Here is a 13,786-nt window from a genome sequence, read left to right on the forward strand (position 1 = left end):
GTTGTCACAAACAAGGATGAAGTGTCACCCAACCCTAGACACTGATCGATAAATTTAGAAAACGATTGAAGCTCACTCCGGTGGGCTTTAATATTGCCAAAAATAAAAAAATTATAATCACAATGATTCAAATAATCTGTATCGGCTGGGTGCTAGGGATTGCCACAATGGGAAAAAACTACCCGATATTGCAGTCTTTACTCATTCCATGTATCGCTCTTTTTATCGTGCTTCTCCTTTTAAAGCTGACTGTTTTCAAACAGGCTTATTCCTTAGGATTTAAGTTTTTACAGCTTTCTCTGGGACTGAGCCTGGGGATTGCACTCGGCTATAGTTATGCTGATCATCAATTAAATAAGCGTTTACTGTTTCGGGAACAACAGCCTGAAGCAGTGGAGGTGATTGCCTATGTTAAACACATCAATGAATTAGGCGATCCGACCATCCAGCAAAAAATTCAGGTATTGAATCGCCATACACAAGTGGTGCGGTGGCAGGCATTTTTAAAAAATGCACCAGATTCAAGTTCATCTGCGGTACTTGAGCTAGGTCAATATTACCGTTTGCAGGGACAAGTCCTGCCTGCGCATAGCTATGCCACTGAAGGAGCCTTTGATCAGGAACAATGGTATATCCAGCAAAATATCATGTCCGGATTTAAAGTTTCATCAATCCACAAGCTGACTGAACAAGAAGTTGATGCTTTAGGGCATGGACGATACCTCAGGCAACATGCTTCTGTTTCCAGTCAGATTCAACTCTGGGTTGAGCAGCAGCGTTTGGCATTACGCAATTTTATCCATCAGCAGCCCGTGCAGCATAAAGGTTTAATACTGGCTTTATTGACCGGAGACAAGAGTTTGCTGGCTACAGACACCGAGCAACTGTTTCAGCGCTTTGGTATGAGTCATCTGCTCGCCATATCCGGGCCGCATGTGTTGATTTTTGCCGTACTGCTGTGTTGGAGTCTGCATCAGCTCATTGCTCATTATCGACCGCAACTCTATTTGAAATGGCCCAGGCAATATCTGCTGATCTGGCCCTTTTGCGCGAGCGTAGCACTGTACTGTGCATTTGTTGGCTTTGAAATTCCTGCGCTCAGAACGCTATTGAGCTGCTTGTTGATCAGTGTATTTATCTTGTTCAAGCAAAAGCTCCGACCACTGAATATTTTGCTGTTTAGTGCCTCTATCCTGTTAATTTTTGATCCTTTCAGTATTTTATCGGCTGCATTCTGGCTGTCCTATGGCGCATGTTTTGTGTTGCTGCGCATTTACCAGACCATGCAGCAGCAAAGCGGCACGGAGGAGCTCAAGACCCGAACACACTACCTCAAAATGCAGCTGAAACTTTTAATCGAATCGCAGTGGAAAATATTTCTGGCCTTATTTCCCCTGATGATGCTGTTCTTTAAACAGATGGCATGGATTACGCCACTGAGTAATCTGTTTGCCATTCCCTGGATTGGTCTGGTGATTGTGCCCTTGGATCTGTTGGCAGCGCTGTGCTATTTCATTGCTGAACCTTTGGGCGGACTGGTTTTTCAAATCAACGATCTGTGTCTTGCTGCCTTGCTGGGGTTGCTGCAACTTTTAGATCGGCTGTTTGCCCCGACCTTACAGCAGATTGCCATGAACTTTGCCGTGTGGCTCAGTGTGTGTCTGGGATTGATGATCCTGTTTTTACCGCGCGCTGTGTTGCCTAAAGCGTGGTCTATCTTGTGCTTTATGCCTTTAATTGCCCTAGATGCCCGTAAAAATGAATTTGAATTGAATGTCTTGGATGTTGGACAAGGACAGGCGATTTTTATCCGCGATCAAGACCAGACCATGATGGTTGATATGGGCGGAAATTATGATGAAGCTAAATTCAGTGTGGGCAAGCAAATCATTTTGCCCTTTTTATCGGTGAAGGGGGTGAGCGAATTGAATCAGCTGGTTTTGACCCACTTAGACCAGGATCATAAAGGTGGCTATGAGTCGATCAGACAGCAGTTCCCCATCAGGCAGGTCTATTCAAATGAGAAACTTGAAGTCGCGGATTCCAGCCAGTTTGATTATTGTCATCAAGGGCAAAACTGGCAGTGGCGTGATCGCGTAAACATGACCGTGCTGTCGCCCAAAACCGAAAATTTGGCCTATGCCAACGCTGAGAAAAATGAAATGTCCTGTGTGATTTATCTGCAGGTGAAAAATGCCCAACCCTATCAAAATTTTTTACTGATGGGAGATGCCGGTTGGCAAACGGAATATCAAATTCTGCAGGATTATCCAGACTTAAAAGTCGATGTGCTGGTTTTGGGACATCATGGCAGTCGGCATAGCTCGGCCTATGCTTTTTTAAAGCAGTTAAACCCGAAAGTCGTGATCGCATCGGCAGGCTTTAACAATCGCTATGGACATCCCAGTAAAATGACGCTGCAACGTCTAGGGCAGCTGGATATTCCTGTCTTGAGCACAGTACAGCAGGGCAGCATCCAGTTTAGAAGACAGGCCAATGGACAAATGCAATTACAGTATGCGCGTGAACAACGGCAATGGTTAAAACGTGCAGCAGTAAAACTTAAATACTAGGGTCTGACTATAGACCTGACTATATGACTTGTTCATTTTCTACTGGAATTGCAGGATTGTGAGCGGCAGTTTCTGCACGGACTTTAGCGACCAGTGCCAATGCCTCTGTTTTATTGAGATAATACAGTGCATCCAATTCGGGGCTGGCTTTAAAGCGTTTATAGCTCCAATGGTAATGTTCAGGATAACGGCGGATCAGGTTTTCAATGGCTTGAAAAATAATGCCTGTGCCTTGATTGGTATCGACCGAATAGATACGTTCATCAATTGCTTCAAAATGTAGATCAAAACCCTGATCCTCATTACGCAGTGCATATAAAAACAAGGTTTTGGCTTTGGTTTTTTGAATCAGTTTGGCACTTAAATTACTGGTGGCCAAAGGCAGTCCAAAATAAGGAATCATTTCACCGCCAACATTGGGTGTATGGTCGGGCAAAATCACCGTCGTTCCGCCTTGCTTTAAGGCCTTAAAAATCTGGCGAACTCCGGATTCATCGGTAGGCACCAAAGTTGCCTGTTCGCGACTACGGGCGTTACGGACAAACAGATCGGCCGCTTCATTTTTGACCGGTTTGTACATGATGGTCATTTTGGTAAATTGGGCAATATAGGCATTCATGATTTCCCAAGTGCCAAAATGCGGAACGATTAAAACCACACCTTTGTTTGCGGCAAGTGCATCCAGCAGCAGCTGTTTACCATGTACTTTGTGAATGCGTGCAAGATTGGCTTCATTGCTGGAACCCCAGATACTGAAAAACTCAAAATAAGAGATCAGTTCATTACGGATGGCTTGAGCCGTAATTTTTTCCCGCTCTGCATCACTCAGTTCAGGCAGGGCGATATTTAAATTCAACCGAATGGTTTCTGAAGTTTTGGAAATTTTGAGAGCATTGACCAGACCAGCTAAACCACGCGCTATAAATCGAGAAATTTGAATAGGTTGTCGGCTAATAAACTGCAAAAGACGATAGGTTGTATTCTGGGAGCTTCGATCGGTCATTGTTGTATTGTCAATTGCATCATGAATGGAAAAGATAAATTTATTATAAGTGAAAACAGATAATTTAGACAGATTTAACCCGATCAGTGTATATAATGAGTCCAATTTAACTCAACAGTGGATCGTTTTCCATGTCCGATTGGCCACCAAAACCAGAAAATGAAATTCAAAATACACAACATAATTCACAAAATATAACTGGCAAAGAATGGCATATTTTAGAAAAAGCCGTTTTAGCCTCTGTAGAAGAACAGCGCCGTGCGCGTCGTTGGGGAATCTTCTTTAAATTTCTCACTTTTGCTTATATCCTGTTTATTTTGGTGCTGATGGCTAAAAGCTGCAGTACTTCGAGTACAGATCCAACAGCGACAACCAGTTCGCATATTGCCGTGGTCGATATTATTGGCACCATTGCTGCGGATAAGCAAAGTGTGAATAGCACAGATACAGTCAAAGCACTTAAGAAAGCCTTTGAAAACAAGCAAAGCAAAGCCGTGGTTCTCAATATTAATTCACCAGGGGGTTCACCGGTTCAATCGGATGAAATCTGGCAAGAAATTCAATATTTGAAGAAAGCCCATGCAGATAAAAAACTGTACGCCATCATTGGGGATACCGGTGCTTCGGGTGCATATTATATCGCCTCTGCTGCGGATGAGATCATTGTCAACCCTTCAAGTTTGGTCGGCTCTATTGGTGTGATTATGCCGAACTATGGCGTGAATGGCTTAATGCAGAAATTAGGCGTTGAAGACCGTACCATGACCTCTGGTGAAAATAAGGCACTTTTATCAATGACTCAGCCAGTGGATGCTGCGCAAAAGGCCCATGTACAAGGGGTGTTGGATAATGTACATGACCACTTCATTAATGCCGTGAAACAGGGCCGTGGTAAAAAATTGAAGTCGAACGATCCTGCCATATTCTCAGGTTTGTTCTGGACAGGTGAACAGGCCGTGAAACTAGGCATTGCAGACCGTACCGGCAGTTTAAATAGCTTGAAACGAGAACTGAAACTGGAAAAAGCAGTCAATTACACTATTGAATATAATCCTTTCGATTCAGTACTAGGACGTATGGGAAGTTCAATGGGGCAAGGTTTTGCCAGCTCAATTTCACAGCAGGTCCAATCTGAACAAACGACAAAATTGCAATGAAACCCGTGATCCACTTTGCGCACGCCAATGGCGTGCCATCAAAAGTTTATCAAAAGCTGTTTGATGGACTGAAAGATGAATATGACATTATTTATGTGCCCTTGCTTGGTCCAGACAAGCGTTATCCCATAGACAATCACTGGAACAGCCTGACCAATCAGGTCATTGACAGTATTGTACGCCAGGCCAATGGCAGCAAAGTCATTGGTCTCGGTCATTCTTTAGGATCGGTGCTGACTTTTCAGGCAGCCTTAAAACGTCCAGAGCTGTTTCAACAGGTCATTATGATTGATCCACCCTTAATTATGGGTAAAGATGGCTTTGCTTTGCATGTAGCCAAAACCTTGAAGCTAAAAGCCGTAGATAAAATGTCGCCGGCCTCTTTATCTTTACGTCGCAGAGATCATTGGGAAAGTCGTGAACAGGCAGCTGAATTGCTTCGTCCTAAAGGCTTTTATCAACATTTTGATGCGGACTGCTTCCAGGCCTATATCGATCATGCTTTAACTGAGGATAAGGTGCGGGGCGGTGTGGAGTTGACCATTGCAAAAATGGATGAGGTGAATATTTTTAGAACCAATCCATCATTATGGTGGCTGCCGCAGCCGAAACCTCAAGTGCCTGTCCAGCTGCTGATGGCGGAAAAAGGGCCGTTTATTGGGCGGGGCTTTCCGCAAATCGCGAAAAAGAAGTTTGGTATTCCATATACGGTTGTTCCGGGAAGCCACATGTTTCCACTGGAAAAACCGCTAGAGACCGTCGCATTGATCAAGCAACTGATTCAGCAGCCGGCAGTGTAATTTCTGCTCCAGTTAATGATTAAAAAATAAAGCAATAAAAAACGCATCCGAGGATGCGTTTTTTATAAATGAATATTCTTTAAAACCTGCAGAATTGCACGGGCTCTTTCATTGACTGACCACGATACAGCACACCCTGTTCAGTATGCTGGACTGCGCCTGTACAAATCCATTCCACCACTTGCGGGTAGATTAAATATTCAAGCACATGAACCCGATTTGCTAAAGAAGTAGCATTATCATGCAGATTTACTTTTAGCACACCTTGCGCAAGTGGCTGACCTGCATCCAGTTCGGCAGTGACATAATGCACCGTACAGCCATGCAGTACATCACCTGTGTTGAGTACCCGTTGATGGGTGTGCATGCCTTTGTAGTACGGCAGCAGGGAAGGGTGAATGTTGAGCATTTTTCCTTCCCAGGCTTTGACAAATTTGGCACTCAAGATGCGCATAAAGCCTGCAAGAACCACCAGATCAACATCCCAATCGAGCAATTGCTGATGCATCACATCATCAAAGGCTTCACGGTTAGGATATTGCTTGTGTTCAATTACTGCAGTTTGAATTCCTGCTTTTGCAGCACGCTCTAAAGCATATGCTTCCGGTTTATTGGAAATCACCCCGACAATTTGACCTGAGAGGTTGGCATCAATCAGCGCTTGCAGGTTACTTCCACTACCTGAAACAAGAACAGCAATTTTAATCATGCGAAGTACTTATGCAAAAACCACACGGATTTTTTCGTCTGCGCCTTCAACTGATTCGGCATTGTCAACGATATGACCCATGGTCCATGCTTTTTCGCCAAGGCCGTTGAGGATTTCAACAGTTTTGTCTGCATCAGCAGCGTCAACAGCAAGCACCATACCTACGCCACAGTTGAATGTGCGGTACATTTCAAATTGTTCAACGCCACCTTCTTTTTGAAGAAGTTTGAACAGTTCAGGCCATTGCCAAGAAGATTCATTAATCACTGCCTGAGCACCGTTTGGAAGTACGCGAGGTAAATTACCCGGTAAACCGCCACCCGTGATGTGTGCCATCGCGTGAACATCGACCTGTTTAAGCAATTCAAGAATTGGTTTGACGTAAATACGTGTTGGTTCCATTGCCGTGTCTGCAAGTGGACGACCGTCAACAATTTGAGTGAGGTCAACGTTTTTCACGTCAAGAATTTTACGAAGAAGAGAGTAACCGTTTGAATGTGCACCTGAAGACGCAACACCCACTAAAACGTCACCCGCTTTGACTTTAGAGCCATCAATAATTTTGCTTTGCTCAACTACACCTACACAGAAGCCTGCCAGGTCATAGTCTTCGCCTTCATACATGCCTGGCATTTCAGCAGTTTCACCGCCTACCAGTGCACAGCCAGCAAGCTCACAACCCGCGCCAATACCTGTCACTACATTTGCTGCAACGTCTACATTGAGGTGACCCGTTGCATAGTAATCGAGGAAGAATAATGGTTCTGCACCACATACAAGAAGATCGTTGACACACATTGCCACCAGGTCCTGACCAATCGTGTCATGACGGTTCAAATTCAATGCCAAACGTAATTTTGTACCAACACCATCTGTGCCAGATACGAGAACAGGTTCTTCATAACCTTTAGGGATTTTACAAAGTGCGCCGAAGCCGCCTAGTCCGCCCATTACTTCAGGACGGGAAGTACGTTTTGCGACAGATTTGATACGATCGACAAGTAAGTCGCCCGCTTCAATGTCGACACCCGCATCTTTATAGCTTAAACCAGTGTTAGGGGAAGTTGAGTTGCTCATAATGAAGTCTCCGCATTCGCGCCGCGATTATACCCGAATATACGAAACTCTTATGTTATTTATGCGCTAAAATGCTATCTTTATTAAAATATTTTACTGTCTAGAACAAATAAACCGAAAAAAGGCGAGTTTCTATGGTCGATCGCACCTCACGACGCATTTTTATACTTGCAGCAATCGTATTCCTCCTGTGGGTTCTGTATCTGCTTAAACCGGTGGTATTACCCTTTATCGGGGCATTTTTAATTGCCTATTTATTTAGTCCTTTGGTGGATAAGTTACATAATATCGGTTTGCCGCGCTGGATGTCGATTAGTGTGGTCTTTATCGGTATTGGTATCGTGCTTACCTTGGCAATGTGGTATCTGGTCCCATTGGTCTGGAAACAGCTGATGTATGCTAAAACCAGTATTCCTGCAGGTATTCACTGGGTAAATTATACCTTCCTGCCGTGGTTATCCAATACATTCAATCTGGTGCCAATGGAAATAGATACCGAGCAGATGTCCTCGGCCATTATGGATTATATTCAAACTAATTATAGTGCAGACAGTATTCAGGCGGTCGTGCTGAAAGTTGCCCAGTCGGGTCTGAATTTTATTCAGATTGGCGGAACGATCATATTAATTCCAATTATTGCCTTCTATTTCCTGCTGGATTGGGACCGTATGCTAGACAGCCTGCGCCGTCTGATTCCTCGTCCCTATGAAAAGACGACCTTAAATATTGTAGCGGAGTGTCATAGTGTTTTAGGTGCCTTTGTTAAAGGTCAGTTCTTGGTGATGTTTTTGCTGGGCGTGGTGTATGCAGCGGGTTTGCAGCTGATCGGACTGGAAGTGGGCCTGATTATTGGCATGATTGCAGGGCTGGCCAGTATCATTCCTTATCTGGGATTTGCGGTTGGAATAATCGCTGCTGTTATTGCGGCCTTATTTCAATTTGGTCTTGACTGGGTCCATCTGGCATTGGTCGGTGTGGTTTTCATGGTGGGTCAGGCTGTAGAAGGTTATATTCTGCAACCGTTCCTGTTAGGTGATAAAATTGGTTTATCTCCGGTTGCTGTGGTGTTTGCGGTATTGGCCGGTGCCCAGCTTGCTGGCTTCTTGGGAATGCTGATTGCCTTGCCTGTTGCTGCCGTGATTGTGGTATTGCTACGTCACGCACGAGAATGTTATGAAAAGAGCCATATTTATAGGCAATCTACACTGATCATACAAGATGCTGGAGCAAACTCAATTTCGATTGAAGCCGATCAAGTAGATGTCGATATTGAAGTGAAAAATCAGGAATCAAAAAATCTGCAAGAGGCTGAAAAATCGAGTAAGATTGAACTGATAGACAATAAAGAACCTTAAGGTTAAAGCTCATATATGCGTCAACTGCAACTCGATATTGAACCTCAGCTGGATGCCAGAATTAGCGATTTTTCTGGGCCGGGATGGGGACATGTGATCGATGCAGTTCGACAACTCCATGCCGGTTTAATGAACCGCTTTTATGTCTATGGCGGCGCAGGATCTGGCAAGAGTCATTTACTTTCTGCTATTTGTGATTCTTATCTGGAAATAGGTAAATCGGCAATTCAGGTTTCACTGCTTGAATTGCTGGATGCCCCTACTGAAGCGATTACCTCATTAGATCAATATGATCTGGTCGCACTAGATGATATTGAAGCGATTAGTGGTGTTCCACATTGGCAAAAAGCAGTCTTTCATTTAATTAATTATAATAATGAAGGTGGGGGGCAACTGGTTTTTTCATCCCGTGTCGCACCGATTGAATTGAAGCTTGAACTTCCGGATTTACAGTCCCGCTTGACTCAGGCAGTCAGTGTGAAGGTGCCATCAGGGAGTTTATATGCTGACCGTTATGCATTGGTGAACTCGGTATTATCGCGTCGGGGAATTCATATTGACCAGCAGATTATCGATTATTTGTTGGCGCATGGACCTCATCAGACTTCGGTTTTACTGCAAACCTTAGAACAGCTTATTCAACTGTTAAAAGGGGAAAAAACCAAAATCAGTCATGCGAATTTAAGACAAATTTATGCCCTGATCGATGAATATCGGTAAACAATAAAAAATCTTGAGAAATTGTTCAAGCTGTGACAAAGTACATCAAAATAGTTCGATGTTGCAGGGATATTGCAACTAAAGAATAAAAAAAATTAAAGAATATAAGGAGAGTAATATGCTCAAACGGAGCATAGGTATAGGGATGTTATGCTTTGCAGGACATGCTTATAGTGCGGACATTATTGTAAATACCACTGAAGATACTAAAAAAGATGATAAAGAATGCTCATTACGTGAAGCAATAGAATACGTTAATCTGGGGTTGCCTAAACAAGGTTTTTATGGATGTGGAGGAGAAAACTCTACCTCAACTATTCTGTTAGATAAATTAAAAATCTATACGCTTACAAGCAAAATTAATATTACATCAGCACTTAATCTGAAAACTTATTATGAAACTAATGTGAGTGATACTGCTGTTGCCGGTTTAAACAACGCGATTATTCGTATGACAGGCCAAGATCAAATTTTTAATATTGATGATAATGCCCAAGAACGCGTTACGGTAAACATACAAGAAGTCAGTTTTGAAGGTTGTCAAAAGAGCGTCTGTGCCGATCGCGGTGGTATTTTATACAACAATGAAAACCTGGTTCTAAAGTATGTCAAACTCACGGGAGGAATAGCGCGTTTAGGAGGAGCTATCTATAATGTGGGTGAAAATGCCGATGCCGACGTATATAGTAGCCGTGTATCGATTAGCAACAGTTTGATTGAAAATAACGAAGCAGTGAGTGGTGGTATTTTATACAGCCAACGGCCAAATTTCACCATCACGAATGTCGTTTTTAAAAATAATAAAACCACGTCGGGTGCGGCTAATATTTTTAGCGAAAAGAATATTCCAGACCCTTCTAAACTGACCTTTCCCTCTAAGATCAATATGATTACCAATAGTACCTTTGTGAATAACACAGGCTATGCGGTTAACATTCGGGATGGGGTAGGCTTAAATAACCTCACCATTGTTGCAAATACCGCTGGGGTGCAATTTGAAGCACCAAATGCTCAAGGCTATATGGCTAACAGTATTGTGATTGGTAATCCAAACGGAACAAATAATAATTGCCAATTTAGTGGTGATGATAAAAGTATTTTGCAAAATAACCTGGTTACTTCTGAATGTAGAAGTGGTGATGTCAATTATCCGAATGAATTTTGGACTGGAAATAAAGTTTTTGCAGGAGACAGTAGCGAGGGCAGTTGTAAATCACTTATTGCAGACCAGGAAGCTTTACTTTGTCCTTATGCAACACCAAAAGATAGCTTTTTAGGATATATACGGCCACGTATTTTACTGAGTGCAAAGAACATGTTTGATACGCTCATTTTAAATAAAGGGCGAGTTGATTCAAATACTGAGCATGTTCAGGTGATCTGTGAAGGATTAGACCAGCGTGATATGAGCCGAACCACTGATAACAGCTGGTGTGACCGCGGTGCTATCGAGATTATTGTACCCACGACTATTTCACGTATTGGACAGGATTTAAAAGTAGGTGAAACAGCGAAAATCAATATTTTGCAATATCTGGGTGATAGCGACTTATATCCAAAAGAAAAATGTGAAGCGTTATTGGGTAAACATCCTGAGGGTGAACAATGGCAAGATGGCTGTCTATATGTTGATCAAACCTTAACGGAGAGTAAAGGTTCACTGACTTTAGATATTGATGGTAATTTGGTTTACACGCCAAATGGTAGTTGGCGCGGTGCGGATATTTTTGAACTGCGTGTCGTTACATCTTCTACACGTTTTAATGAAAATAAAAAATATCTGGTGCTTAGTGCAAATATCGTGCAAGAGCAAAGTAATGCTATGGAAAGCAAGAGCGTCAACACATCAGGTGGTGCATTGGGGCTGTTGAATATATTAGCTTTATTAGGTCTAATGGGTCTACGTCATTATAAAAAATAAAAAATAAGAAATAGGGAAAAGTGATGCACAATTATAAAAAAGGATTGCTCTGTGTGATGGTTTTATCCGCTATGTCATTAATGGCAGCAGAGGATAAAACCATTAAAGTCACAACATTTGTAGATGAAAATGGCGAGAACACAAATGCTTGTTCATTGCGTGAAGCAATCATTACTGCGAAAAAAAATACAGCTTATGGTGGGTGTACTCCCGGAAATACACTGAATGGTGTAGCGGATAAGATTCAATTAGAAGCTGGTACATATAGGTTAAATTCAGAGCTGGTGCCGGAATCGGCTTTGGTGATTAGTGGCGTTTCACGTTTTAACTATGATGAAAAAGATAAACTGACGCAAAAATATCCTGCATTTGAACAGATCAAAACTATTATTAGTGGTGAAAATCGTTCAAGAATTTTTAATACCAGCGAGAGTGAAACCAGTCTAACGCTAAATGATATTCAACTTGAAAAAGGTTATGCTGAAAATGGTCGGGGTGGAGCATTATTGCTCGGTGGGACTTTAAGCTTCAATAAAGGTGCAATTCTAAACTCGAAAGCAGATATTGCGGGTGGGGCAATTTATAATATTGCGCAAAATATTGAAAAAGAAGTCAAGATAAGTAACAGCTTAATTCAAGGAAATCAGGCCAATAAAGGCAGTGTTATCGCAATGGATTGTTACAGCAATCTAGGCGATACCAAACCTGTAGTGACTATTTCTCAAAGCAGTATTATTCAGAATGGTTCGACCACCAGTACCAGTACATTAGATTTTTGTGGTGTTGCAAATATAAACTTATCTGCGAATACGATTGCGCAGAATATAGCAAACTCAAGCAGCGGTAGCATTCTACGGGCAGTAAGCGATGGTTTAGATCGTTTTAGCCCTTATTCGACTTTTACTGCTATCAGTAATACGATTGTAGAAAATTCGGGATATAGCACTTTTTTATATGATGAATCGGGCGCCAAAGTTTTCGCATTTAATATCTTAGCTTTTAATAATTCGGATAAATCTTGTCGTTATAACTCGGATAATGGTGTTCCGAGTGAAAAAATGATCTTTGTTGCCAGCAATAATGCCTTGAACTTGGCGACAGGATTAAATCAATGTGTGTTACCTAAAATTGCTTTAGAATCCACGATTGAAAGTTCGAAAAACTTAGATGTCTCTAATATCAGTTTTTCTAGCTTACTGTCTAGGATGACAGAATCATCAGCATATAATATGTTCTTGCCTTTATATTATCCAAGAGATAATCAAAATGCGGCAGATTTAATTGATGTCAATCGTTCAGGTTGCAGTGATTTTGATCAACGCGGTTTAAGCCGTTTTTTAGATACGGTTTTACAACTTGAACCAAGCAAAAAGAATAGCTGCGATATTGGTTCGGTTGAACGTATGAATTTATCCGCTATAGATATTACAGATTTAAAAAATAGCTCGATTATTAGTTTATTGGAATTTTATCAGTCCAATATTGATGAACTTAAGGCATTAATTGCAGAAGGAGTTAAAAACTCAACCGGGATCAATGATTTCAAAGAGGAATTAGCTCAATATGAAAACCTGTTGACATATACCAAGCAGCACCAAAAATACCGTGCAATTTATTTTGATCCATTTGTACTGGCGATTCCCACAGAAGAGCGGGTAAGTGATACATCGGGTGAAGATTACCGCATCAAGAGTTTAAATGCCGATAACTATACCGTTGAGGTTGAGCCTTACGGCATTGGCACACTCACCGTCACCGGTGGTAATGCTGTGCTAAAAGGTGGACTGGATGACTTAAAATGCGAATGGAATGCAGATTTTAAACAGATCATGATCTATCGCACACGCGGTGAATTGCTTAATCCCGCTGATTATGCCTACTGTAAATACACGCTTAAAGAAAAGGGTGGTGAAGCCAAGCAGTCTTCAGGTATTTTACAGGCAAGTTTTGTCAATATTACTCCTGTTGCAAAGGACGATATCTATTCAATTAGCTCAAGTTCTAATCTGGAAATAACCGTTAATCCTCTGGAAAATGATCATGATGATGGGGATGGCCTGACTTCTACTTTACCTGCAGCAAAACCAGCATTTTACCAGGATAAACAAGGACAAGAGATTCCAATCCAAATTGAGAAGTTACCAGCTGGGTTGACTATGACGGCAGAGCGTCAGGGTCCTTGTCCTGGTAATGATGTCAGCAATATATGTTATGGTGGAAAATTACATTTTGCAGTTAAGAATAATTTCAGTCAGTTCGATTATCCGGTGACTTATAAAATATATGATGCTGAGGGATTGGGATCGAATACGGCAACTATTTATTTAAACAACACTGCCAAGAATACTAATTCAACATCGAGTGGTGGGGGGGCATTCGGAGTGTATGGGGTATTTGCTCTTCTAGGTTTAACTTTATATCGACGTTATCGAATGAAGTGATAAAAAAGCCGCTCAAGTCAGCGGCTTTTT

10 protein-coding genes are annotated in these 13,786 nt (G+C 42.0%); 7 read left to right on the plus strand and 3 right to left on the minus strand.

The genetic code is table 11. The features are described from left to right. Positions 1-122 precede the first annotated feature (122 nt). Positions 123-2,573, plus strand: a complete 2,451-nt coding sequence (locus H4I94_RS06810; protein ID WP_261182499.1) for a DNA internalization-related competence protein ComEC/Rec2 — start codon at positions 123-125, stop codon at positions 2,571-2,573. A gap of 19 nt (positions 2,574-2,592) precedes the next feature. Here the strand turns inward: H4I94_RS06810 and H4I94_RS06815 are convergent, their stop codons facing one another. Further along, positions 2,593-3,576: a lysophospholipid acyltransferase family protein gene (locus H4I94_RS06815; RefSeq protein WP_261182500.1), complete on the minus strand. Its 984-nt coding sequence runs from the start codon at positions 3,574-3,576 to the stop codon at positions 2,593-2,595. 131 nt (positions 3,577-3,707) lie between these two features. Between H4I94_RS06815 and sppA the strand changes: the two genes are divergently transcribed. Both sppA and H4I94_RS06825 read left to right on the plus strand, forming a co-directional pair. After that, entirely contained in the window at positions 3,708-4,733 is a 1,026-nt protein-coding gene (gene sppA / locus H4I94_RS06820) for a signal peptide peptidase SppA (protein ID WP_261182501.1), read from the plus strand. Then, entirely contained in the window at positions 4,730-5,533 is an 804-nt protein-coding gene (locus tag H4I94_RS06825; protein ID WP_261182502.1) for an alpha/beta fold hydrolase, read from the plus strand. Before sppA ends, H4I94_RS06825 begins: the two co-directional genes overlap by 4 nt. Before the next feature lie 79 nt (positions 5,534-5,612). Here H4I94_RS06825 and purN read toward each other — a convergent pair whose 3' ends face one another. Both purN and purM read right to left on the minus strand, forming a co-directional pair. Beyond that, positions 5,613-6,242, minus strand: coding sequence for a phosphoribosylglycinamide formyltransferase (gene purN / locus H4I94_RS06830; RefSeq protein ID WP_261182503.1), 630 nt, complete (start codon positions 6,240-6,242; stop codon positions 5,613-5,615). A 9-nt stretch (positions 6,243-6,251) separates the two neighbouring features. Then, a complete protein-coding gene (gene purM / locus H4I94_RS06835; protein ID WP_092818647.1) occupies positions 6,252-7,319 on the minus strand; it encodes a phosphoribosylformylglycinamidine cyclo-ligase in 1,068 nt (355 codons plus the stop codon). Between the two features lie 134 nt (positions 7,320-7,453). Here purM and cxpE point away from each other — a divergent pair, with 134 nt between their 5' ends. The 4 genes from cxpE to H4I94_RS06855 all read left to right on the plus strand — a co-directional run bounded on the left by cxpE (position 7,454) and on the right by H4I94_RS06855 (position 13,756). After that, complete coding sequence (cxpE, locus tag H4I94_RS06840; RefSeq protein ID WP_261182504.1) at positions 7,454-8,674, plus strand: chloramphenicol efflux transporter CxpE; 1,221 nt, start codon at positions 7,454-7,456, stop codon at positions 8,672-8,674. A 15-nt stretch (positions 8,675-8,689) separates the two neighbouring features. Then, complete coding sequence (gene hda, locus H4I94_RS06845; protein ID WP_092818645.1) at positions 8,690-9,394, plus strand: DnaA regulatory inactivator Hda; 705 nt, start codon at positions 8,690-8,692, stop codon at positions 9,392-9,394. 118 nt (positions 9,395-9,512) lie between these two features. Further along, on the plus strand, positions 9,513-11,315 hold the full coding sequence (gene rbtA, locus H4I94_RS06850; protein WP_261182505.1) for a rhombotarget A: 1,803 nt from the start codon (positions 9,513-9,515) through the stop codon (positions 11,313-11,315). 23 nt (positions 11,316-11,338) lie between these two features. Continuing rightward, entirely contained in the window at positions 11,339-13,756 is a 2,418-nt protein-coding gene (locus H4I94_RS06855; RefSeq protein ID WP_261182506.1) for a CSLREA domain-containing protein, read from the plus strand. The last annotated feature ends 30 nt before the right edge of the window (positions 13,757-13,786 follow it).

This window comes from Acinetobacter sp. T_3_1 (genome assembly GCF_025377055.1).
In the GTDB taxonomy this organism is placed as follows: Bacteria; Pseudomonadota; Gammaproteobacteria; order Pseudomonadales; family Moraxellaceae; genus Acinetobacter; species Acinetobacter kookii.